The sequence below is a fragment of the Vreelandella titanicae genome (assembly GCF_014697095.1).
In the GTDB taxonomy this organism is placed as follows: Bacteria; Pseudomonadota; Gammaproteobacteria; order Pseudomonadales; family Halomonadaceae; genus Vreelandella; species Vreelandella titanicae.
Map to the genome: position 1 here is coordinate 3,516,481 of NZ_CP059082.1, position 23,916 is coordinate 3,540,396.

General features: G+C 55.0%; 21 protein-coding genes. 12 read left to right on the forward strand and 9 right to left on the reverse strand.

Annotated elements, in window-relative coordinates:
* Positions 1-9: 9 nt before the first annotated feature.
* Both HZS52_RS16210 and HZS52_RS16215 read left to right on the forward strand, forming a co-directional pair.
* Positions 10-282: an HU family DNA-binding protein gene (locus HZS52_RS16210; RefSeq protein ID WP_007114333.1), complete on the forward strand. Its 273-nt coding sequence runs from the start codon at positions 10-12 to the stop codon at positions 280-282.
* Positions 283-408: 126 nt separating this feature from the next.
* Positions 409-2,229, forward strand: coding sequence for a SurA N-terminal domain-containing protein (locus tag HZS52_RS16215; RefSeq protein ID WP_190373158.1), 1,821 nt, complete (start codon positions 409-411; stop codon positions 2,227-2,229).
* 81 nt (positions 2,230-2,310) lie between these two features.
* Here the strand turns inward: HZS52_RS16215 and HZS52_RS16220 are convergent, their stop codons facing one another.
* Both HZS52_RS16220 and HZS52_RS16225 read right to left on the reverse strand, forming a co-directional pair.
* Positions 2,311-3,084 (reverse strand): UDP-2,3-diacylglucosamine diphosphatase, encoded by a 774-nt coding sequence (locus HZS52_RS16220; RefSeq protein ID WP_022523309.1) that lies wholly within the window; start codon positions 3,082-3,084, stop codon positions 2,311-2,313.
* Between the two features lie 13 nt (positions 3,085-3,097).
* Positions 3,098-3,598: a peptidylprolyl isomerase gene (locus HZS52_RS16225; protein ID WP_022523310.1), complete on the reverse strand. Its 501-nt coding sequence runs from the start codon at positions 3,596-3,598 to the stop codon at positions 3,098-3,100.
* Between the two features lie 155 nt (positions 3,599-3,753).
* Here HZS52_RS16225 and HZS52_RS16230 point away from each other — a divergent pair, with 155 nt between their 5' ends.
* The 10 genes from HZS52_RS16230 (at position 3,754) to HZS52_RS16275 (ending at position 16,386) form a co-directional block, all read left to right on the forward strand.
* Positions 3,754-5,433 carry a glutamine--tRNA ligase/YqeY domain fusion protein gene (locus HZS52_RS16230; protein WP_190373159.1) on the forward strand — a complete coding sequence of 560 codons (1,680 nt, stop codon included), beginning with the start codon at positions 3,754-3,756 and terminating at the stop codon, positions 5,431-5,433.
* Positions 5,434-5,452: 19 nt separating this feature from the next.
* Positions 5,453-6,847, forward strand: a complete 1,395-nt coding sequence (cysS, locus tag HZS52_RS16235) for a cysteine--tRNA ligase (RefSeq protein WP_190373160.1) — start codon at positions 5,453-5,455, stop codon at positions 6,845-6,847.
* Positions 6,848-6,962: 115 nt separating this feature from the next.
* Complete coding sequence (osmF, locus tag HZS52_RS16240; RefSeq protein WP_009287804.1) at positions 6,963-7,889, forward strand: glycine betaine ABC transporter substrate-binding protein OsmF; 927 nt, start codon at positions 6,963-6,965, stop codon at positions 7,887-7,889.
* Between the two features lie 48 nt (positions 7,890-7,937).
* Positions 7,938-9,137 (forward strand): ABC transporter permease, encoded by a 1,200-nt coding sequence (locus HZS52_RS16245; protein WP_039859820.1) that lies wholly within the window; start codon positions 7,938-7,940, stop codon positions 9,135-9,137.
* The gene (locus tag HZS52_RS16250; protein ID WP_022523315.1) at positions 9,134-10,096 is read left to right on the forward strand and encodes an ABC transporter ATP-binding protein; all 963 of its coding nucleotides are present in this window, start codon (positions 9,134-9,136) and stop codon (positions 10,094-10,096) included. The genes HZS52_RS16245 and HZS52_RS16250 overlap by 4 nt, the downstream gene beginning before the upstream one ends.
* Positions 10,077-10,862 (forward strand): ABC transporter permease, encoded by a 786-nt coding sequence (locus HZS52_RS16255; RefSeq protein ID WP_041159461.1) that lies wholly within the window; start codon positions 10,077-10,079, stop codon positions 10,860-10,862. Before HZS52_RS16250 ends, HZS52_RS16255 begins: the two co-directional genes overlap by 20 nt.
* A gap of 182 nt (positions 10,863-11,044) precedes the next feature.
* The gene (locus HZS52_RS16260; protein ID WP_027959577.1) at positions 11,045-12,247 is read left to right on the forward strand and encodes a thiamine pyrophosphate-dependent dehydrogenase E1 component subunit alpha; all 1,203 of its coding nucleotides are present in this window, start codon (positions 11,045-11,047) and stop codon (positions 12,245-12,247) included.
* 1 nt (position 12,248) lies between these two features.
* Complete coding sequence (locus HZS52_RS16265) at positions 12,249-13,226, forward strand: alpha-ketoacid dehydrogenase subunit beta (protein ID WP_009287805.1); 978 nt, start codon at positions 12,249-12,251, stop codon at positions 13,224-13,226.
* 38 nt (positions 13,227-13,264) lie between these two features.
* Positions 13,265-14,527, forward strand: coding sequence for a 2-oxo acid dehydrogenase subunit E2 (locus HZS52_RS16270; RefSeq protein ID WP_041159458.1), 1,263 nt, complete (start codon positions 13,265-13,267; stop codon positions 14,525-14,527).
* 11 nt (positions 14,528-14,538) lie between these two features.
* Positions 14,539-16,386, forward strand: a complete 1,848-nt coding sequence (locus HZS52_RS16275; protein ID WP_190373161.1) for a protein kinase domain-containing protein — start codon at positions 14,539-14,541, stop codon at positions 16,384-16,386.
* Between the two features lie 39 nt (positions 16,387-16,425).
* On the opposite strand, the gene HZS52_RS16280 is transcribed toward HZS52_RS16275, so the two are convergent.
* From HZS52_RS16280 to HZS52_RS16310, 7 genes are all read right to left on the reverse strand, one after another.
* Positions 16,426-17,043: an ABC-type transport auxiliary lipoprotein family protein gene (locus HZS52_RS16280; RefSeq protein WP_190373162.1), complete on the reverse strand. Its 618-nt coding sequence runs from the start codon at positions 17,041-17,043 to the stop codon at positions 16,426-16,428.
* Positions 17,040-17,981 (reverse strand): MlaD family protein, encoded by a 942-nt coding sequence (locus HZS52_RS16285; protein ID WP_041159455.1) that lies wholly within the window; start codon positions 17,979-17,981, stop codon positions 17,040-17,042. Before HZS52_RS16285 ends, HZS52_RS16280 begins: the two co-directional genes overlap by 4 nt.
* A gap of 6 nt (positions 17,982-17,987) precedes the next feature.
* Positions 17,988-18,812: an ABC transporter ATP-binding protein gene (locus HZS52_RS16290; protein ID WP_190374930.1), complete on the reverse strand. Its 825-nt coding sequence runs from the start codon at positions 18,810-18,812 to the stop codon at positions 17,988-17,990.
* Positions 18,812-19,942, reverse strand: coding sequence for an MlaE family ABC transporter permease (locus tag HZS52_RS16295; protein WP_022523323.1), 1,131 nt, complete (start codon positions 19,940-19,942; stop codon positions 18,812-18,814). The genes HZS52_RS16290 and HZS52_RS16295 overlap by 1 nt, the downstream gene beginning before the upstream one ends.
* Before the next feature lie 93 nt (positions 19,943-20,035).
* Positions 20,036-20,857 carry an IclR family transcriptional regulator gene (locus HZS52_RS16300; RefSeq protein WP_027959572.1) on the reverse strand — a complete coding sequence of 274 codons (822 nt, stop codon included), beginning with the start codon at positions 20,855-20,857 and terminating at the stop codon, positions 20,036-20,038.
* Between the two features lie 102 nt (positions 20,858-20,959).
* Positions 20,960-22,168 carry a 3-oxoadipyl-CoA thiolase gene (locus HZS52_RS16305; RefSeq protein WP_009287810.1) on the reverse strand — a complete coding sequence of 403 codons (1,209 nt, stop codon included), beginning with the start codon at positions 22,166-22,168 and terminating at the stop codon, positions 20,960-20,962.
* A gap of 26 nt (positions 22,169-22,194) precedes the next feature.
* Positions 22,195-23,718, reverse strand: coding sequence for a 3-hydroxyacyl-CoA dehydrogenase (locus HZS52_RS16310; RefSeq protein WP_009287811.1), 1,524 nt, complete (start codon positions 23,716-23,718; stop codon positions 22,195-22,197).
* Positions 23,719-23,916: the final 198 nt, after the last annotated feature.

A 23,916-nucleotide genomic window follows, 5' to 3' on the forward strand; every position in this document is an offset into this window, starting at 1 on the left:
GGGTGAAGAGTGAATAAGTCCGAGCTGATTGAAGCCATTGCCGCGTCTGCAGATATTCCGAAAGCAGCGGCAACCCGCGCATTGGATGCCATGGTGGAGTCTGTCACCGATAGCCTTAAGAAAGGCGAAAGCGTATCTCTGGTAGGTTTTGGTACCTTCGCGATCAAAGAGCGTGCTGCTCGTACTGGCCGTAACCCACAAACGGGTCAGCCAATCCAGATCAGTGCCGCCAAAGTACCCAGCTTCAAAGCAGGTAAAGCGCTGAAAGACGCCGTCAACTAATTTGACCGCGTTTGCTGTAACCTAATGGGCGCATCGCATTGGCGATGCGCCCATGTTATTTTCTGGCCCACTTTTTATTTGGGTTGAGCGGGCCGATCTGTTTGGCTGTGACTATCTGAGGCTAGCATGCTGCAAAGTATTCGAGATGGCTCCAGGAGCTGGGGTGCCAAAATTATTATCGGTGTCATGGTCGCGGCCATGGCACTTTTCGGGATTGAGTCACTGTTTGGGCTTTTTGGCAGCGATCCGGACGAAGTGGCGAGCGTCAACGGACAGCCGATTATGCGTCAGCAAGTTGAGCTAGAGGTTCAGCGCGCGCTGCGTTCAGGACAAGTGCCGCCTGAGCAAGAGCGTGCCTTGCGCAACGATATACTTGACCAGCTTATCACGCAGCAACTGCTGTCCCAGTATGCAGAAGAGGGTGGTTTTGCCGTTTCTGAACAGCAGTTGGATCAGTTAATTGTCAGCCTGCCGGAATTTCATGATCAGGATGGCCGTTTCTCTGCAGAGATGTTCCGAAATCGTCTCGCCGGTGCTGGCTATACGCCGATCTCCTTTCGTGAAGAGTTGCGCGTCGATATCCAGCGCCAGCATTTACAGCAAGGCTTAGCCTTCAGTGATTTTAGCCTGCCGAACGAGCAAGAGCGCCTGGCCGAATTACAGCGCCAGCAGCGTAGTTTCCGCTATATAGTTTTGGATGGCGACGATGTGGACGCTGATATCAGCGTTAGCGATGACGATCTCCAAGCATATTACGATGCCCACCAGGAGCGCTATGAACGCCCGGAACAGGTGCGTCTTGAGTATGTGCTGATTGACCGTCAGGCCATGGCAGAGGGCCGTGACGTGGATGAAGAGGCCCTGCGTGACGCCTGGCGTGAGAAAAATCGCAATGCTGACCGCCGTGTGTCGCATATCATGATCACCTTTGGTAATGAGCGCACCCGCGATGAAGCGCAGCAATTAGCCGAGACCGCTCGGGAAGCACTGGACAGCGGTGATTCGTTTACAGATACCGCCTTGCGCTATTCTGACGACACGGCCAGCGCAGAAGAGGGCGGTGATCTTGGTGTGATCAGCCGTGGCTTCTTTGGTGAGGCCTTTGATGAAGCGGCCTTTGGTCTCGAAGAGGGTGATGTATCCCAGCCTGTTGAGTTGGATAACGCTTTCCACATTATCCAGGTGACGGATATTCAGGGCCCTACTTTTGAAGAGCAGCGCGATGAGCTAGCGCGGGAAGTGGCACTACGTGACATTGATGATGAGTTTAACCAGCGGGTTCAACAACTGATCGACGAGAGCTTCGCTGCCGACGACTTGCAGAGCGTTGCCGATGAGCTCGGTCTAACGCTGCAGGAGAGCGATTGGCTTGCTCGTGATGATGAGGCTGACGGAGTGCTATCTGAGCCTGGGGTAATGTCGGCGGCCTTTAGCAACGACGTATTTGAAGAGGGCTACAACAGCGAAGTGATTGAGCTGGATCAGGATCGTCGCCTGGTACTGCGGGTTGCTGAGCAGCGTGATGCGACTCTGCTGCCGCTTGATGAAGTGCGCGAGGACGTTGAAATGTCAGTGGCCGCAGAACAGCAGCAAGAGGCGCTGCGTGAAGAGGCACAGGCACTGGTTGCAAGTTTGCGAGACGGTCAGTCGGCAGATGTTGCTTGGCTAGAAGCCAACAGCGTAAGCCGCCAAGCCGATAGCACTGTGCCTCAGCTGATTGTTCAGGAAGCCTTCCGCATGGAGCGCCCTGAAGAGGGTGAGAGCGTCTATCGCACGGTTGAACTGCCGCAAGGAGTGGCTGTGGTAGCGCTTGATAGCGTCAGTGTAGGTGAGGTCGATGAGCAGATGGAGACATTTGTTGCGCAAATGGCCGAGCAGTTGCGTGCCCAATCGGTATTGCAGGGATTGATTGATGACCTGCGCAGCGATGCCGATATAGAGCGCTAGAGTCGCTTAAGCCCAAGTTAAAAACAGCAAGAGCAAAAAAGCCGATCACATGATCGGCTTTTTTATACTCGTAAATTGCGGTCAGGAATCAGGTAATTCCGTTAAAGAGAACTGACGTAGTCGGGGCGCAGTATGGTCGGCGCGCTCAATGATAATATCCCAGCCGTGCTGGGCATCCCAGTCGCCTAGTACATAGCGCTTGGCAGGCACGTCTTCAACCGTCAAGTCATGTACTCTGGGGCGGTGGGTGTGACCGTGGATCATGGTAGTCAAGCCATGGTGCTCCATCAGCGCAATGACTTCTTGTGGCGTCACATCCATAATCGCTTCAGCTTTATTAGCATTGGCTTCGCCAGATTGAGTACGCAAGCTTTGCGCAAGTGCTACACGTTGTTCCAAAGGTAGCGCAAGCATCTGCGCCTGCCACTCTGGATTGCGCGACTGCTTGCGGAAAGCCATATACGCTTCATCCTGAGTACACAAACTATCGCCATGTAGCAGTAAAACGGGAATGCCTTGGATTTCCACTTCCTCAATATCCGGTAGCAGAAATGCCTGGCACGCATTTATAAAGCGTTCGCCCAGCAGAAAGTCTCGGTTGCCGTGCATTAGGTACACCGCAGTACCGTCGCTGCTAAGTCTGCGCAAATGGCGAATTACTTCATGTGCAACAACGCTAAGCGGATGTGTATTGGCGTCCAGTAGATCATCGCCAATCCAGGCATCGAAAAGATCCCCAAGAATATAAAGCGCGTCGGCTCCTGGAGCAGTGTGCTCTAAGTAGCGGTAAAACCCCTGATTGATCTCGGGGGTATCGCTACTTAGATGAAGGTCGGCAACAAGCAGTGTGCGCATAAGGCTCCCGGCGTTATTCCGCGTCTTTGACGTACGCGCGCTCGATAATGACATCTTCGGAGGGGACGTCGGCGTGCATGCCGCGGCGAGACGTGGCTACGTTTTTAATCTCATTGACCACATCCATCCCGTCAACGACTTCGCCAAATACCGCATAGCCCCAGCCTTGAAGGCTTTTACCGCTGTGATCAAGAAAACTATTATCGCCCACATTGATAAAAAACTGCGCAGTGGCAGAGTGGGGATCCTGGGTGCGTGCCATGGCCAGGGTGCCAACGGTATTTTTCAAGCCGTTGTCGGCTTCGTTGTCGATAGGGTCGCGGGTCGGCTTTTGGTTGAACTCCTTATCGAAACCACCCCCTTGCACCATGAAGCCGTCAATGACGCGATGGAACAGGGTGCCATCATAAAACCCGTCGCGCACATACTGTTCAAAATTCGCCGCACTAATTGGCGCTTTTTCGTGGTTAAGAGCGATGGTGATGTCACCGTGGTTCGTTTGTAATACGATCATAGATAAATTCCTGTTCAATAAAGGCGTTCGCCTTGGCGCTGTGCATCGGCGTCACGTTATAATAGCGGTTTTGCCCTGCACCGCGAAGGGCCATAGGAGTATCCTATGTCCTCACGGCGCAGCACGCCATCCACCACGAGGTTATCAACACCATCATGACCAACGAGACCACCCCAGCGCCGAACTTCATTCGCAACCAAGTACGCGACGAAATCGAGGACGGCCAGGTCACTAAAATCGTGACGCGCTTCCCCCCGGAGCCCAATGGCTTCCTGCATATCGGCCATGCGAAGTCGATCTGTCTAAATTTCGGGTTGGCGGAGCAACTGGGTGGCGAGTGTCATCTACGTTTTGACGACACCAACCCTGCCAAAGAAGAGCAGGCTTACATCGATGCGATCAAAGAGGACGTCAGCTGGCTAGGCTTTGAATGGGCAGGCCCGGTGCGTTTTGCGTCTGACTACTTCGATCAGCTCTATGCCTGGGCGCAGCACTTAATGCGAGAAGGCAAAGCCTACGTTGACGACCTGTCGCCGGATGAAATCCGCGAGTATCGCGGCACCCTGACAGCGCCGGGTAAGCCTAGCCCTTACCGCGAACGCAGCGCCGAAGAGAACCTGGATCTACTCGCGCGTATGCGTGAAGGTGAGTTTGGCGAAAGTGAAAAGGTCGTGCGCGCCAAGATTGACATGGCCTCACCCAATATCAATCTACGCGACCCGATTATTTACCGTATTCGTCATGCCAGCCATCACCAGACTGGCGACAAGTGGAAAATCTATCCCTCTTACGACTTCACCCATGGTCAGTCGGATGCTATTGAAGGTATTACCCACTCGATCTGCACCCTGGAATTCGAAGATCACCGCCCGCTGTACGAGTGGTTTTTAAATAATCTGCCGGTTCCCGCGAAACCGCGCCAGATCGAGTTTGCACGGCTGAATCTCGACTACACCCTGACCTCCAAGCGCAAACTGAAACTGCTGGTTGACGAAAAAATTGTCGATGGCTGGGACGATCCACGTATGCCGACGATCTCCGGCATGCGTCGCCGTGGCTATACGCCAGCGTCAATTCGTAAATTCTGCGAGATGATTGGCGTTACTCGTGCCGACGGTGGCTTGGTGGATATCGCCATGTTGACCCACGCCATTCGCTCGGATCTTGAAGACAATGCCCCGCGCGCCATGTGTGTGTTAAAGCCGCTGAAAGTCGTGCTCACCAACGTGCCGGAAGATCACCAGGAGATGTACGAAGTCCCTGGTCACCCCGCCCGTGAAGATATGACGGTGCGTCAGGTGCCGTTCAGCCGCGAGCTGTATATCGACCAAGACGACTTTATGGAAGACGCGCCTAAAAAGTTCTTCCGCTTGGCACCAGGTAAAGAAGTACGCCTGCGCAATAGCTACGTGATTCGTTGTGACGAAGTGATCAAAGACGCCGCCGGTGAGATCAGCGAACTGCACTGTTCGGTGGATTTCGATACGCTGGGTAAAAATCCCGAAGGACGTAAGGTCAAAGGTGTTATTCACTGGGTTAGCGCTGCACACGGCGTGCCGATGGAAGTGCGTCTTTACGACAATCTGTTCACCGTTGAACAGCCGGATCGCGATAAAGATGTCGATTTTCTAGAGCATCTTAATCCGGAGTCGCTGGTCGTTTGCCAAGCCATCGGAGAGCCAAGCTTAGCCTTCGCAACGCCCGAGTCACGCTTCCAGTTCGAGCGCGTCGGCTACTTCTGCGCTGACCGTCACGACTCTACGCCAGAGCATTTGGTGTTTAACCGTACCGTGGGGTTGAAAGATAGCTGGGCTAAAATCAAGCAGAAGGGCTAAAACAAACATGGATAGCCATATGCATATTTACAATACGCTGACGCGCCGCAAAGAACCTTTCACCCCACTGGAAGCGGGTAAAGTGAGCATGTATGTCTGCGGCATGACGGTGTATGACTACTGCCACCTAGGGCACGCTCGCGTAATGGTCGCCTTTGATGTCATCACCCGCTATCTTCGAGAACGCGGCTATGACGTTAACTACGTGCGCAACATTACCGATATCGACGACAAGATACTCAAGCGTGCCGACGAAAATGGCGAAAGTATCACTGCGCTGACAGAGCGCATGATTGATGCCATGCACGAAGACGAGGCGCGCCTATTTGTATTGCCGCCCAGCCATGAGCCCCGCGCCACCGGCCATATCGACGATATCGTGGCAATGATTGAAACGCTGATTGAAAAAGGCTTTGCCTACGCGGCCGATAACGGTGATGTCTACTATCGGGTGCGCAAATTCGCTGATTACGGCAAGCTCAATAACCGCCAGTTAGACGATATGCGTGCAGGCAGCCGGGTTGATGTGGATGTTCATAAAGAAGACCCGCTCGATTTCGTGCTCTGGAAGGCAGCCAAACCGGGGGAGGCGCACTGGGCGTCGCCCTGGGGTAACGGCCGGCCTGGCTGGCACATCGAGTGCTCGGCGATGTCGACCTGCTGCCTGGGTGACACTTTCGACATTCATGGCGGCGGGCCGGATTTAACCTTTCCGCACCATGAAAATGAGATCGCTCAATCCGAGGCGGCCACTGGTAAAACCTACGTCAATACCTGGATGCATGCCGGCGCTGTGCGGGTGAACCAGGAAAAGATGTCCAAATCCCTGGGCAACTTCTTCACCATTCGCGACGTGCTGGCCGAGCACGACCCAGAAGTGGTGCGTTTTCTGCTGGTGGCGAGTCACTACCGTAGCCCGATCAACTACTCGGTTGATTCACTGACCGAGGCGCGTAAATCGCTAACGCGCTTGTACACCGCGCTGGAAGGTCTTGAGCTAGGCGCGGCAAATAGTGATGACGCTTCGGCTTACCGTGAGCGCTTTACTCAGGTAATGGATGATGACTTCAATACCCCCGAAGCTTTGGCGGTGATGTTTGAGCTGGCTCGCGAGGTCAATCGCGCCAAGCAAGAACAGCCTAATGAAGCTGCCAAGCTGGCGGGCGAGTTAAAGCAGCTTGGGTCAGTTTTGGGGCTTCTTCAGCAAGAGCCACAAACGTTCTTAAAAGGCACGCAGCAGCAGGGTATGCCGCTCAGCGAGAGCGAGATCGAAGCGAAAATTGCTCAGCGCATTGAGGCTAAGGCGAATAAAGACTTCGCCCAAGCGGATGCGATCCGCGATGAGCTTGCCTCTTTAGGGATTATTCTCAAGGACTCCCGAGAAGGCACGTCTTGGGTATTAGAAGCACCTTAACCCAAAAACCTTCATCTCTCGTTGGTGGCTTATGCGCTAACTTAAACGCTGATGGCTCTTATAATGACTATAAGAGCCTCGGTCGTTTAAAGCCCACTTCAAAAGGAATTCAAAGATGCGCTTTTCAGCCAATTCTTTCATTGCTAAGCCCTTAATCGCTGCTTGTGCCGTATCCCTCGCGGCATTCTCGCAAGTCAGCGCTAACGAGCCTGTGGTGGTGTCATCCAAAATCGATACAGAAGGCTCTGTTCTGGGCGAGCTGATTATTCAGACCCTGGAGCGCAATGACATTGCGACCGAAAACCGCTTACAGCTGGGCGGCACTAGCGTTGTCCGCACTGCGCTTGAAGCGGGCGAGATTGACCTTTATCCAGAATACACGGGTAATGGCGCGTTCTTTTTCGATATGACCGACAGTTCAGTATGGAATAATGCAGATCAGGCTTATGAAACAGTGCGCGAGCGTGATGCGCAGCAAGGCTTGATATGGCTGCAGCCTGCCAGCGCTAATAACACTTGGGCAATGAGCGTCCGCGAGGATGTTGCCGAGGAAAATGAGCTGGTGAGTCTAGAAGATCTAGCCGCCTATTTGGCTGACGGCGGCGAGTTCAAATTTGCTGCAAGCGCTGAGTTTGTCGAGTCTTCACAAGCACTGCCCGCATTTCAGGAAGCCTACGGTTTTGAGTTGAGTGATGATCAACTGTTGGTGCTCTCTGGTGGTAATACCGCTGCTACCATGCGTGCTGCAGCCCAACAGACCAGCGGCGTTAATGGCGCCATGACCTATGGCACGGACGGTGGCTTAAGTGCGCTGGGGCTGGTCGTGCTGGAAGATACCAAGGGCGTGCAACCGGTGTATCAGCCTGCCCCCGTGGTGCGTGAAAGCGTACTTGAAGCCTATCCAGAAATAGAAGCGTTGCTCAATGAGGTTTTCACTAGCCTTGATCTGGTCACTCTGCAAACGCTCAATGCCGATGTCGCCGTTAACGGGCTGTCTCCATCCCAAGTGGCCAGCGACTACCTCGATTCGCTTAATAATTAATGCCTGGTAATCTTATAATTTAATGCTAACGCTCGGGATAACTAATTAATGTCGTTGATGGATGCACTGCCCACCCCGCGGCTTCGTTGGGAAGGGTGGCACCCTAACGTTGTGCTCGTTAGCCTGAGCCTTATTATGCTGGCTGCATTCTGGTTACTTGATGTGGTCAGCATGGCCCCCAACCGGATTGTGTTGGGGACGGGGCATGGCGCACTGGAGGCTTTTGGCTGGCCAGGTGCGCTATTGGCAACGCTATTGCTCTCCTTTATCGGTATTCTCGCGTGCCAGCCAACCCATCGTCACTACCGAGCGCTGTTAGCGGCGGTGATAGTGATCATGGCGCTAATGCCAGTGGGGTTGATGGCGAGCAGCTATTTACTGATTGACCCTGAGATGCCTCAAGCGCGTTTAGGCATGGGAGCGGCGTATTGGGTTGTTCTGTTTGTACTGCTGCTGTGTTTAGTAGAACTACGCTTGCGCTTAAACCTCACGCGGGTATGGCCCACGCTATTGCTATGTGGTGTCGCGCTGATGTGGTGGCTCTGTGCAGCTTTTGGGCTGGAGACGCTTGCCCTCGTTCAAGAATTTAAAGCCCGTGATCAACAGTTTCTAAGCGCCGTCGCGCAGCACATTAAGCTGGTCAGTATCGCCGTCAGTGTCAGCATTGTGCTTGGGCTGGCACTTGCCATGCTGATGCGCCGCTATGCCCGGCTGCAGAAGGGCGCGTTTGCTGTGCTCAATTTTCTTCAAACCATTCCCAGTTTGGCGCTATTCGGTCTACTGCTGGCGCCGCTAGCCTGGCTTGCCACCAACGTGCCTTTTTTAGCCCAGCTTGGCGTTAGCGGTATTGGCACTACGCCCGCCTTAATTGCACTGATTGGCTACAGCCTGCTGCCCATTGTGCGCAACACCTATACCGCGCTTGAACAAGTCAGTCCCGATACATTAGAAGCCGCCAAAGGCATGGGCATGCGTGCCGGGCAGCGTTTTTGGCAGGTGCGGTTACCGCTGGCGCTGCCGGTGCTGTTGGAAGGGGTGAGAATTACCACTGTTCAGGCCATTGGGCTTACCGCCGTTGCCGCTCTGATTGGTGCGGGCGGGTTAGGTACTTTTATTTTTCAAGGCTTAGGTCAGGCCGCCATGGATATGGTGCTGCTTGGCGCACTGCCTATTTTAATGCTGGCTCTGGTGGTGGATGCGGGCTTAGGTGCCTTGGCAGAAGCGCTGCGCCCCGGAGGAACAAGATGATCGAACTATCCCACGTATCCAAGCGGTTTGGGGATGAAACCGCGGTGGACGATATTTCTCTACGGGTGGCGAAGGGTAAATTCTGTGCGTTAGTGGGTACCTCGGGCTGTGGTAAATCGACCACCTTGCGCATGATCAATCGCTTAATTGAGCACAGCGAAGGCGACATCATCCTCGATGGGCAGGCGATAGACGCGTATGACCCTGTAAAACTACGTCGCCGGATTGGCTATGTGATACAGCACACCGGGCTGTTTCCCCACTGGAACGTTGCGCGCAACATCGGTCTGGTGCCACGGTTATTGAAGTGGTCAGCAACGGACGTCCAGTCACGGGTGGCCGAGCTAATGCATTTGCTCGGTTTGCCAGTGGATGAGTTTGGGCATAAATACCCGCATCAGCTTTCAGGGGGGCAGGCGCAGCGAGTGGGTGTTGCGCGTGCCCTGGCGGCAGACCCGGATATTTTGTTGATGGATGAACCCTTCGGCGCGCTTGATCCTATTACCCGTGAAAAGCTACAGGATGAGCTGGCCAAGCTACAAGCACGGCTGCATAAAACCGTAGTGTTTGTGACCCATGATATGGATGAAGCGCTTAAGCTGGCGGATCACTTAGTGGTGATGCGCGAAGGTCGAATCGTGCAACAAGGTTCACCGCTGGCGCTATTACAAAGCCCTGCCGACCCTTTTGTCGAGTCGCTTTTAGGTGGGCTGGAAAGAGGCCTTAAACAAGCCGCGTTAACCCGTGTGAAAGATCATATGACCTCTATGGGGCCTACCTTGCCCGCGCAGTCGCGCATCCCTGGGACTTTCTCGCTACGTCAGGCGCTTTCCATGATGCTGCGCGATCATAGCGACCGGTTGACCGTTGTTGACCAACATGATGTGCCGGTCGGTGAGCTATCGTTGCGGAGAATTATCAAGGAGGCTCAACTGGACAATGGAAACCCGCGTGAGTAACTCGCTAAGCGTCGCCCAGCCCCACAAAAAAGCCCCACAATGGCTATGGCCACTGCTTTGGGGGGCGCTGCTAATGATGAGCGTCTTTGCCATGTCGGCTGCCGAGCCCCTATTTCGCTGGATTGAGCCCGATGCCCGGCAAGTCATCTACGATCGCGCCGGTTTTGTCACTTTGCTAGGCCGCCACCTCTTTGTCGTCGGCATTGCAGCGGTGGTGACCATTATCGTGGGAGTCGCGGCGGGTATCGCCGTTACCCGCAGGTGGGGGAGTGATTTTCTACCACTGGTGGCCCAGTTGGCATCACTAGGGCAAACGTTTCCTCCAGTGGCGGTTCTGGCGCTGGCGGTACCCGTTCTGGGGTTTGGCACCTTGCCCATTATTGTCGCTTTAATGCTCTACGGGCTATTGCCTATCGTGCGCAATACTCTTGCTGGTTTGCAGGGCGTCGAAGGCGATATTAAAACGGCTGCTCACGCTATGGGCATGAAGCCAACGCAAATCCTGTGTCAAGTTGAGCTCCCTCTGGCAGCACCGGTCATTCTGGCGGGCATCCGAACCTCGGTGACCATCAATATTGCCACTGCCGCGTTAGGGGCTACCGTGGGAGCAAGTAACCTTGGTGACCCGATTATCTCCGGCATCGTGAACGGCAATATGGCCTATGTGGTTCAAGGGGCGCTGACCATTGCATTGTTGGCCCTGACGATTGATAGCTTGTTCGAAGTGTTGCAGCGTCAACTACGTGCGCGTATCTCTGATGACTGATTTTTCTGCGTTTTAACCTCTCTGCATCTTAAGTAGCATCCCTAAAGTCCTTGCGCTGCGTTATTGTCCTAAATGTTGTGGTAGATAGATGTTGCGTTGACCTATGACAGATAAATCCACTGGCATAAACGGTCAATACCAACAACACTGCCCTCAAAAGGGGCAAAACAAGGACAATAATGATGACACAGTACGTACACCAGCCGGACTTCATGACCGGCGACGAATTTTCAATTCCTACTTTCAGCCTGCTTAACCCAGAAGGTGAGCTGCATAGCGACGCTGATGAGCCCGCGCTTGAGCGTGATCACGCCCGGCGTATCTATCAGGCGATGCTGGCCACGCGTATTCTCGATGAACGTATGATGGCTGCTCAGCGCCAGGGGCGGTTGAGCTTTTATATGCAGTGTACCGGGGAAGAGGCCGCCGTAGTGGGCGCCACTGCTGCGCTAAATGACGCCGATATGATTATGGCGCAGTACCGCGAGCAGGGCGCTTTAATGTATCGCGGCTTCTCGATCGACGAATTCATGAATCAGCTGTTCGGCAACGAGCTGGACTACGGCAAAGGCCGCCAAATGCCGATTCACTATGGGTCGCGCAAGCTGCACTACATGACCATCTCGTCCCCCTTAGCGACTCAGATTCCTCAGGCCACGGGCTACGCCTACGGCCAAAAATTGGCTGGTAACGGTCACTGCACGTTAACGTTTTTTGGTGAAGGCGCTGCCTCCGAGGGAGACTTCCACGCCGCGCTGAATATGGCCTCAGTGCATCAGGTGCCGGTGATATTCTTCTGCCGTAACAATGGCTATGCCATTTCCACGCCTGCCGTCGAGCAGTTTGCCGCCGACGGTATCGCCCCCCGAGCCTTTGGCTACCACATGCACGTGATCCGGGTAGATGGTAACGATGTGCTGGCGGTCTACGAAGCGACGCGGCAGGCACGCAAGATCGCGGTTGAGAAAAATCAGCCGGTATTGATCGAGGCCATGAGCTATCGCCTTGCCGCGCACTCCTCTTCCGACGACCCCTCTGGCTATCGCTCGAAAGATGAGGAGGAGGTGTGGCGCGCCAAAGACCCACTGCTGCGGCTGCAAAAATGGCTCTTGAAGAAACAGTGGTGGAGCGAAGAGGAGGAGGCTACCCAGCAGGAAACCCTGCGCCGTGAAGTACTGGAAACCATGAAGCGGGCTGAGAAGCGCTCATCGCCGCCGCTAGAGAGCCTGATCAGCGATGTGTATGCCGATATAACCCCATCGCTGCAGCGCCAATTCGATCAGTTAAAACGCCATATCCGTCGCTACCCAGAGGCTTATCCCCGCGGGGCGCAGTCGTTGGATTTAGACGTGGGCACCGAGACTGATACTCAGGGAGAGGCGTAACATGGCTACCATGAACATGCTCCAGGCAATTAATAATGCACTGGATATCGCCATGGCAGAGGATGAAAAAGTCATCTGCTTTGGTGAAGATGTGGGTATTTTTGGCGGCGTATTTCGGGCCACCAGTCACCTGCAGGAGAAGTACGGCAAAGCGCGCTGTTTCAATACGCCACTTGTCGAACAGGGCATTATCGGCTTTGCCAACGGCTTGGCAGCCCAAGGCTCGGTGCCTGTGGCAGAAATACAGTTTGCCGACTATATCTTTCCGGCGTTTGACCAGATCGTTAACGAAACCGCCAAGTTCCGGTACCGCTCAGGCGATCTGTTTAACGTTGGTGGTTTGACGATTCGCACTCCTTACGGTGGCGGTATCGCTGGTGGCCTTTATCACTCTCAATCACCGGAAGCTTATTTCACCCATACACCTGGATTAAAGGTGGTGGTGCCGCGCAACCCATACCAGGCTAAAGGGCTACTGCTTGCCGCTATTCGCGACCCGGATCCGGTGCTTTTTCTGGAGCCTAAGCGTCTTTATCGTGCTTCAGTCGGTGAAGTGCCCGAAGAGGATTACCAGCTTCCCATTGGCGAAGCCGAAATCACCAAGGAGGGCACGGATATTACCGTGGTAGGCTGGGGCGCGCAGATGGAGGTGATCGGCAAAGCGGTCGAGCTAGCCGAAGAGCAGGGCATCGCCTGTGAAGTGATCGACCTGCGCTCACTGCTGCCCTGGGATGCGGATACGGTGGCTGAATCGGTGTTAAAAACCGGCCGACTGGTGGTGAGCCATGAAGCCCCGTTAACCGGTGGCTTTGCCGGTGAAATCGCTGCCACTATTCAAGAGCGTTGTTTTCTCTACCTGGAATCGCCCATTGCCCGGGTGACGGGTCTGGATACGCCTTTTCCACTGGTGCTGGAAAAAGAGTATCTGCCTGATCACCTGAAGATTTTTGAAGCGATTCGCGAAAGCGTCAACTTTTAGTGGCTATTAATGCCTAAGTACGCATGGGGAGAAAAACAATGAGCGATTTTTTATTGCCTGATATTGGCGAGGGTATTGTCGAGTGCGAAGTCGTCGAATGGCGCGTCGCTGAAGGCGATCAAATTGAAGAAGATCAGCCTATCGTTGAAGTCATGACCGACAAGGCGCTGGTGGAGATTACCGCCCCCGAAGCCGGTGTGGTGACCAAGCTGTATGTGGCCCAGGGCCAAATTGCCAAAGTGCATGCGCCGCTGTATGCCTATCAAGTAGATGGGGCTAGTAACAATAATAGTGAGGCTGAGCCAGACGGTGCGCAATCTGCCGCCAGTGAAAAGCCAATGGCACAGACGACAGAATCGTCCAACCCTACAGGTATTCCGGCTGCTGGCCGCTTATATGACAAGGTGCCAGCCAGCCCCGCCGTTAGACGCCTAGTGCGTGAACACTCTCTACAGCTCACGGAGATCGCTGGCAGCGGCAAAGACGGTCGGGTGCTAAAAGAGGACGTGTTGGCGCATCTCGACCAAGCACCCCAAGCTTCATTTAGCCAAACCGTTGTTAACAACCAAACTGTTAAGAACCAAGCTGAAACTCAGGCACCCAGAGTGGAGCCCCTCCGCGGTGTGCGGGCGGTCATGGCCAAGCGCATGGTCGAGGCAGCCAGCACCATTCCCCATTTTCACTACGGTGAAGAGATCGACGTTACTGCACTGTTGGCGCTGCGGGAGCGCTTAAAGCCGCTAGCCGAGGCTCAGGGCGAACGGCTGACGCTAATGCCGTTTTTTATGAAAGCCATGGCGCTAGCCGTCGCTGAAGAGCCCATCGTTAATGCCCAGTTAAATGCCGCGGGGGATGAGCTGTACTACTACCCTCAGTGCAATATCGGTATGGCGGTGGATAGCAAGACGGGCCTGATGGTGCCCAATGTTAAAAACGTTGAGCGCTTAACCCTGTTGGAAATTGCCCGGGAAGTCGGCCGGCTAACCACCTCGGCGCGGGATGGGCGGGTTGATCAGGTGGATCTAAAAGGAGGCACCATTAGTATTTCCAATATTGGGGCGTTGGGAGGTACCTACGCCGCGCCGATCATTAACGCGCCAGAGGCCGCCATTGTGGCAATTGGTAAAACCCAGTGGCTACCGCGCTTTGATGAGCAGGGTGCGGTGCAGCGCCGGGCGATCATGACTATCACCTGGGCGGGCGATCACCGCTTTATTGACGGTGGTACCATTGCGCGTTTCTGTAATGTCTGGAAAGGCTTTCTCGAAGCCCCTGAAACCATGCTGCTTCACTTGGGCTAGCAAGGCGACTTATGTCCCAGGCACCGCTTCAGCAGTTTTATATACCTGAAGAGCAGTCGGTCTATCTGCTGAGCCATCACGATGCCCGTAAGCTTAAAGACTGGGTGGCGCTATGCCAGGCGCAGCTCTCCCAGTTGGGCTATCAGGGCATCGAGCTCATTGGCAAGGGCGCCTACGGTTTTGTATTTGCCGGCAGCACCGTCCACCAAGGCGCTAAAGCGCATTATGTCTTTAAATTCTCCCGCATTACCCTACCTGTGCACTTGCAGGAGCGCCTCGAAGAAGAGGCGTTTATGCTGGAACAGGTGTCCCATCCACGCATTCCAGGTCTTATTGCTTACCAGCGCTCCCGGGGGCAGTCCATTCTGGTAATGGAGCGTGCCCCCGGCTGGAATTTAGAGCAGGTATCGCTTAAGCAGGGGCGCCTCTCTCCACGCTTGATTGTGCGCATTGCGGAGCAGTTGGCCGACATCCTGCTTGCCTTGCGGCGGGAGTCAGGCCCCCAGGCACGTCCGGTGGTGCATGGAGATATTAAGCCTTCTAACTTGGTGTATGACGCCGAGCAGGAGTCTATTGCGCTAATCGACTGGGGCTCATCGGTATTTGCCCAACTAGACGCGCAGCTGCAGTTTGTGGGCGCCAACGTGATGGAGCTGATGTCGGATAATTTGCAGCAAACCAATGCCCGCCTGGGTGATGTTTACTTTATCGGCGAAGAGCAGTTGAACGGCGCACTGTCATCGCCGCGATTCGACGAGCAGGGCGCGGCGGGTACCCTGTATGCGCTGGCGTCGGCGCAGTCGTGTCGATTTGGCCATCGGGCGATTCCCGCCAGTTCGCTGGGGTTGCCAATGGAGTTTGCCCGCACCCTGGATGGCATGCTCGACCCTAACCCTCAGGTGCGGCGCAAAGCGGGCGACTACTTTTTAAAAAACATGCCGCGAATGGCCAGGGTAGTAATGATCGATCTGCCCACATCGCTCAGTGTCCCGCTGGTACCGGTATGGGCGCGTCCTGCGCATCAGGAGATCGATACCGTGGTATATAGCTCGCGCAAAGCCTTTCTACGCGAAGCGAATGCACAGGAAACCCTGAATGATGTCAATGATGTGCAGTTAGACCGCTACTACAAGCAGTTTATGCAGGGTATGGGTGAAACAGAAAAAGCCTTTTTGGCATCGGTCAGCCGCCTGGGAAAATATCCGGTAGTGGGGGGCTTGGCGGTACGCTGGGAGCGGGAAGGTGTGTATATCGACTCGTCGTTAAATTTACACGACCCGACGCTGAAGCCCGCCTTTATTGAAGCGGTCAATAATATGGTGCACTTGGCGCGGGCGATTCATCGTCAGGGCGTGTTTAAAAGCTGCTTGTTTAATGCCCGCCAAACACTGCACTTAGAACGTACTTCCGTGGATGAAGCCTTCGTAAGCGAACCCAGCATGGCGATAGGCTACGAGTTGAGCGCAGTACCGGAGCTTGAGGATCGCACCCGTCAGCACAGCTACTTCGAAGATGGCCCCGACCCAGAAGAGCTATTGGTGCTGCCCGAGGCGATTATGCATGTGCTGCAGCAGCTCAATGACATTCACCATACCGGCATGATCATTTTTGAAGCGCTGCCACAACACCTCAAAATACATAGCTACTATCGTCTGCTGGATCCGGCTCGAGAGGGCGAGTTCCGCACGCTGCTGGCGCGCATTCTCGCCTCGGTAGACCAAATCGAGGGCCTAGGCGTCTCGGGCTACATGAAAATGCCCTACAAGGATACCCGCTACTTTGCGCACCTGGAAAGCCAGCCAGAGCGCTACTACCCCCGCGACCCGCGGGAGTATGTCCGAAGGGCAACAACGTCCTAATTACATGGCTTAGTTAGGTCTGGTTTAGTCAGTTCTAGCTTAGTCAATGGTGGCTTCCTGCTGATTGGCCAGCCAGTTGACCAGCTGCTCAGTAAGTTCGTCGCTAGCAGCACCAAATGAATCAACCACATCAGGAATATTGGTGCTTATAGATTGTGCGCTGGTGGTAAAGCTCTGAGTAGCGATTGAAGCGCGGTTTTGAGTGCTGACGAGCTGAACATCGAGCTGAACCTTCACCGTGGGCGGACGGGTAGCGTAGTCGCTCTGAAAGTGACGTAGTTCACTCAGTAGCAATAGCTCGGAAGGCAGGCTATCGCTACCCACGCTGGCGAATAGGCGGCTCTGCTGTAACCCAGTGATCAAGCGCGATTGGAGTAAAGCAGGGGCATTCTCTTGCCAGCGGGCACCTTCGTAGACATTAACAATATTGCCCTCCGGGTAGACTAAAATGCGGTTGCTACTCAGTAAATGCCCCGCCTGTGGGGCCGCCACCGCCAGGCGTTGGCGGGTGGTCATAGAATCTGATGTGACGGGCTGTATATCGCTACTGGGCAGACGATACAGCGTCGCTGGCTTACTTTCGGGCAGAATCGAACAGCCACTGCTGAGTAGCAGCGCAGCGCTAACTAAAGCGATGGCGGTGGAGCGTAATGTCATGGGCGGAACTCCTCTACCTGATCACGGCCCAGGAAAAAGTCTGTTGGGCTCTCCTCTAGCTGGCGGGTAATACGATCCAATGTATCGAGCGTGGAGCGTAGCGAAGAGAGCGCTGGGGCAATATCTTGCGCGCCCTGCAGGCTGCCTTCGATGGCACCAGCGTTAGTTTCCACTAACTGCTCAATGCGTTGAGCTGCCCGGGCCACATCGCGACTCGCATCAGCGGCGCTCTCCATTACCAGCCGGCCATCTTGACGCAGTAGCTGTGTCGCTTCCTGGCTAAGTTCGTCGATGCTGCTAAGCGTGTTAGTTGCCTGGCGAGTGGCTTCGCCGAAAAGCGCCATATTCTGGTCTAGGGCGTTCTGCTGGGCGGCAATCATTTCGGTGATCTGAGCAATGTTGGTTAAAATACTGCCTGCCTGGTCACGGTTATTATCGTCAAACAGTTCGTTGACGTTTTGCAGGATTGAATTGATGTTTTCGATCATATCTTCGCCCTCATCAAACAGCGTAGCGATGGGCGAAGGGTCTGCGTTTATAAACGGTGCTTCGATATTGGTTTGGTCAATTAGCAGTGGGGCTTCAGGGGTGCCGCCGTGAAGTTGCACGGACATGCTGCCGGTGATACTGGCAAAGGCAAGTTTTGCCCGGGTGTCTGTCTTAATCGGTGCGTCATCGTAGACGCGGATATGGGCAATCACTTGCCGAGGGTCATCAGGATTAAGGTTAAGCTCGGTGACGTCCCCCACCTCAATACCGTTATACTGCACTCGGCTGCCGACCGATAAGCCGCTAACGCTGCGCTCAAATAGAATACGATAAGGCTGGTAGCTACGTTCGCCCGCTGCATAGCTCATCCAAAGTGCAAACAGCAGCGCGCCAGCGGCAGTGGCCAGCGTGAAGAGACCGATTAAAACGTGATGCGCCCGTGTTTCCATGTGCAGTCACTCCTGGACGTTTGCATTATTTGAAGAGCCGGTATGAGCACGCTGAGCGGCTCGACCACGCGGGCCGTGAAAGTAGTCTTGAATCCACTCGTCGTCGGTGTCCGCCACTTTATCAATGGTATCTACGACTAATACGCGTTTTTGTGAGAGTACCGCTACCCGGTCGCAGGCGGCGTAGAGCGTATCCAAGTCATGGGTGACCAGGAATACGCTGAAACCCAGCGCATCGCGAAGGGTGACCAGCAACTGATCGAAGGCCGCAGCGCCAATAGGGTCAAGCCCCGCCGTGGGCTCATCAAGAAACAGGATGTCAGGATCAAGCGCTAAGGCACGGGCAAGGGCGGCGCGCTTGACCATGCCGCCAGACAGCGACTCAGGAAACTGCAGCGCGGCCTGTGGCGGCAGCCCGACCAACGCTAGCTTTACCCTGGCAAGATGCTCGGCGTCTTCACGGGGTAGCCTGGCGTGTTCAATTAGCGGTAGGGCAATATTTTCTTGCAGGTTCAACGAGCTGAACAGCGCACCGCGTTGAAACAGTACACCAAAGCGCCGCTCTATTTGACTGCGCTGTGCCTCGTTAAGCTCGTTAAGGGTTGTGCCTAGGACTTCAACCGTGCCGTCATTGGGGCGCTTCAAACCAACGATGCTGCGTAACAGCACTGATTTGCCGGTACCAGAACCGCCTACAACGCCGAGGATTTCCCCGCGTTCAAGGGTCAGATCTAAATTTTTGTGAACCACATGAGCGCCAAAGTGGTTCACCAAGCCTCGAACCTTAATGACCGGTAGGTCGTTTTGCTCTGTCGGTTTATCTGAATTGATCACCAGCCCATCTCCATAAAGAATAGCGCGGCGACGGCATCAATCAGAATCACCATAAAAATCGACTGAACGACGCTTGACGTAGTGTGTTCTCCCACCGACTGCGCACTGCCGCTGACCTTAAAGCCTTCAAGGCAGCCGATAACGGCGATCACAAAGGCAAACACCGGTGCTTTGCTAAGCCCTACCAAAAAGTGTGTCACCGATACGTCTTTTTGCAGCGTGGCCATGAACTGGGTAAGTGAAATATCCAGTGACAAAGAGGTGACCATGGCACCACCCGCTAAGCCGCTGAGCATGCCCACAAACGCTAGCATGGGCAGGCTAATTAACATCGCCATTACCCGTGGCAGCACCAAAAGCTCGATAGGATCTAGCCCTTGGGCCTGCAGGGCATCAATCTCTTCATTGGATTTCATGGCGCCGATCTGGGCAGTAAAGGCGCTGGCGGTTCGTCCCGCTAATAAAATTGCAGCAAGCAGAACGCCGAACTCTCGTAAGAATGAGAACGCAACAAGATCGATGGTATAAATCGTGGCGCCAAAATCCTGCAAAACGGTAGCGCCAAGGAAAGCCACAACGGCACCCACCATAAAGGTGAGTAGCGCGACGATGGGTACGGCATTAAGACCGCTCTGCTGAATATGGGCAACGGTGGCCGTTAGGCGCCAGTGGCGTGGCCGCAATGCCAGATGGAATAGGGTAGCCACGACGAGACCAATAAAGGCCAGCAGCTGGCGCTGCTGAGACCAAAGCCCCGCCATGTGTTGGCCCACGCTGGCAAGCGCTTGGCTAATACGCGAATAGGAGGGGGGATCAACGTCAAGCGGCGCTTCCATGGCTTCGGCAATACGCACCAGCAGCGCCTGCTGCTCTTTCGGCAGTTCTGCTGCCCAATCCGCTACCGCCTGTGCTTTCTCAACGCCAATCAGCTCTACAATGAGTATGGCACCGGCGGTATCAAGGCGAGTTATTGCGTCTAACGAAACCGTCGCACCCGTTGGCTTGCCAAGTTCGGTTCGAGTTTCACTGTGATTAAGCGCCGCTTTGATATAGCGGTAATTGGCAAGTGTCCACTCGCCTTTAAGGGTGACTGTTTGATCATGACGCGCTATCCACTCGCTTGGCATCCCCACTCCTCGGCGCTCTTGGTATCGCTGCGCTTGTTTAGAAGTCTATGATGCATTCAAACGGGCGTTAGTTAAAGTCTCCCTAGCTTGAATTTACCTTGCCGAGCGGTTTCTTGGCGCTAGTTCCTGCTTAATCTGATTAGCGACTTCTTTGAGACGTGGGCCTAAGTTATTAACCAAGCGGTCGTGATCCAAGCGCAGGCTGGAGCCGCCGCAGTTAATCGCCATGACCTCGGCGCCATCTTCTAAAATTAGCGGCATCGCCACCGCGCTAATATCGCGCTGCCAATCCTGCTCAGAGAGACAAAAACCGTACTGTGCATAGTCTTTGAAACTCTGTTGTATACCCGCTTCATAACGCGGCCAGTCGCTACCATACTCGCTGGCCAACTCTTGGAGCACCTGCTGGCGCCGTTCGTCAGACAAACCGCATAGCCAGGCACGACCAATGGCGGAAGTGGCAATGGGCAGGCGGGAGCCCGTGTCCAGGCGAATGATTAGCGGGCCATGGCCGTGGCAGGTTTCCAAATAAACCATGTCACTGCGGTCGGCCCCGCCCAGGCTAACGTTACAGTCGGTGGCATCAGCAAATTTCTGCAGATGCGGGCGAGCAATTTCGCGAATGCCCATATTGGCGAGAAAGCGATATCCCAAGGCTAAGACACCTGGCCCAAGGCGGTACTTTTCCAGGTGGGTATTGTGTTGGAGATAGCCCAACTGCGTCAGGGTATAGGTTAAACGTGACACCGTCGGGCGAGGGATACTCGTACGGTTGGAGAGCTCAGCATTGCCTAAATACTCTTCACCTGCGCCAAAGGCGCGCAGTAACTCTAAACCGCGCGCGAGGGCAGTCACAAAGTTACGATCTTTTCCTGGCAACTGCGGGTCGTCAGCATCAGTGTCGGTGGGGTGCATTCAATATCCCAACAATAGGTGGCTTATGGCGCCCAGTATCGCATATCTACTTAGACGCAGCGTTCATGCCTCTCAACGAAATAGCGGCTGTTTGACACTAAATCAGCTGTCCAGACGCTCGATAATCGTGGCAATGCCCTGACCGACGCCGATGCACATGGTAACCAACGCATAGCGCCCACCGGTCGCTTCAAGCTGTCGGAGAGCCGTAAGCGCCAAGCGTGCTCCTGATGCCCCCAGAGGATGACCAATGGCGATAGCGCCGCCGTTGGCGTTCAAGCGTGGATCATCAACGGAGAGACCCAACTGCTGCACGCAGCCAAGCACCTGAACGGCAAACGCTTCGTTGATTTCAATCACATCCATCTGCTCAAGGGTAAGCCCTGCACGCGCCAACGCCTTTTGTGAAGCGGGTACTGGCCCTAACCCCATAACCCGCGGAGCCACACCGGCAACGGCGCTGGCGACAATGCGCGCGCGCGGCGCTAGGCCCACACGTTCACCGGCAGCCTTGGTGCCGACAATCATGGCAGCGGCGCCGTCATTCAGGCCCGAGGCATTTCCGGCGGTGACCACGCCACCCTCGAATAGCGAGCCCAGTCGGGCCAGTTTGTCTTCGCTGCTTTGTGGGCGGGGGTGTTCGTCTTTTTCCACCAACAGTGGCGGCTGTTTACGCCCTTGGGGCACCTCTACGCCAAACATCTCGCCGTCGTAGAAACCTGAGGCCAGCGCTTGGGCGTAGCGGGCCTGAGAGCGGGCGGCAAAGGTGTCGCTTTCATCGCGGCTAATATTCAGGTCGTGGGCAATGTTATCAGCAGTTTCCGGCATGCTGTGGCTGCCGTACTCCTTAGCAATCCAGGGGTTGGGAAAGCGTGAGCCAATCACCGTGTCGTACAGCGGCTGGTTGCGGGCATAGGGGGAGTCCGCTTTACCCAACACATAAGGTGCACGGGACATGGACTCAACGCCGCCTGCTAAAAACAGCTCGCCTTCACCTAGCCGTGCCGCCCGGGCCGCATCCATCATCGCTGCCAAGCCACTGCCGCAAAGCCGGTTAACGGTTTGCCCTGCCACTTCGATGGGCAGACCTGCCAACAGTGCGCCGTGACGGGCTACGTTTCGGGAGTCTTCCCCCGCTTGGTTGGTGCAGCCTGCCAGCACCTCTTCATAGCTTGCTGGCGCGAATGGGTTGCGGGCTACCAGTGTTTTAAGCGTCAGCCCCAACAGCTCATCTGGGCGAATAGCCGCTAAGCTGCCACCGTGGCGACCAAAAGGGGTACGTAAACCGTCGTAAATATAGGCGTCTTGCATGGTGATGCTCCTTGTTATTGGTAGGGTTAAGCGGCGGTTAACGACATTTGCAGCGCGGCGCGGCGGCGCAGCCAGGGGCTAGGCCGATAGCGTGGGTCGCCGGTGGCCTCAAGCAGGTTGGTCAATATCGTCATGATGCGCGTGGCTCCGTAATGGTCGCCCATGCGTAGCGGGCCGAAAGGGTAGCCCAAACCCAGCTCAACCGCTCGGTCGATAGTCGTGGGTTCTGCCACGCCTTGCTGGGCAATGTCGGCACCGACGTTGACGATGCAGGCAATAATGCGCTGAAGAACGAAGCCGTTGCTGTCCTGCAGAGTACTTACCGGCGTGCCGTCATGATTGAGCAGGCTTTGCGCTGCTTGAATGAAAGCGGAGTGGGTGATTGGCGTGGCCATGAGGCTGCGGCGTTTATCGAGCCCTGCGAGCATATCCACCGCTACACACTGCTCAGCGTCTAGCCCCTGGCGCAGGGCGCAGCTAGTGGCATCTTCTCCAAAGGGAGTCAGCAGGCATAGCGCTTGGGCAGTGGGTAGTGGGTCAGTTTCTAATGGCCAGCCCGCCGCATGCACCAGCGCGGTGAGTGCCTTGGCACTCTCGGGGTCTTCCTGGCTAATCCATACCGGGCAAGGTGAGGCAGGCTTGATGACCGGCTCATCCGGCATCTGCTGTTTGCCTTCCACATAGCGGTAAAAGCCTTCGCCGGTTTTACGCCCCAGCAAGCCCGCGGCCAAGCGCTGTCGGGTTAACGGTGAAGGGCGAAAACGCGCTTCTTCATAATACTGGTGATACACCGACTCCATCACGGCGTGGGAAACGTCCAGCCCGGTAAGATCAAGCAGGGTAAAGGGCCCCATCCGGAATCCGCCCTGATCAACCATAATACGGTCAATAGTGGCCGGGTCAGCGACGCTTTCGCCTAGCAGTCGCAGCGCTTCAGTGCCGAAGGCACGACCGGCATGGTTAACCAGAAACCCAGGTGTATCGGTGGTTTGGGCCGTAAAGTGGCCCATGGCTTGTCCTAGAGCATTGACCCGCTGAGTCACCTCATCGGTGGTACGCAAGCCAGGGATGACCTCGGCAATCTTCATCAGCGGCACTGGATTAAAGAAGTGAAAGCCAATAACCCGCTCAGGGTGCTGGCAGGCGGCGGCAATGGCCGTGACGGAGAGTGAAGAGGTATTGGTCGCCAACACAGCCTGCTGGCTGAGGATTGCTTCTAAATCGCTAAACAGCCCCTGCTTGGCCTCCAGCTTCTCGACAATGGCTTCCACCACAATATCGCAGGGAGCGAGCGCGGCAAGCTCGCTGGCTTCAATCAACCGTTCACTATAGTGCTGCGCCTGTTCTGCGTTAATGCGCTGCTTTTCGACACTTCTCTGCCATAAGCCATTAATAAAGGCTTTCGCTTCTTGTGCGGCACCCTCTTTAACGTCAAAAAGCATGACGTCTAGACCGGCCTGGGCAGCCAACTGTGCGATGCCACGCCCCATGGCGCCGGTGCCGACGATGCCAAGCGTGGTAAAGGGGGAAGGTGTTGATTCGCTAGCCATACGCTAAGTCCTCTCTGCAAATGGGTGTATATTTAGCATTGTTATTCTGCATTGCAAAATGGTGTTTCAATTATTGACTGCCATCCTAGGCTATGCAAAAGTGCCTGACAAGAATAGTGGACAATAGTTTTGCTATGCAAAATGCATGTACTGTCCACGCCCAGCGCTACTTCGAATGATAACTCTAACCATAAAACC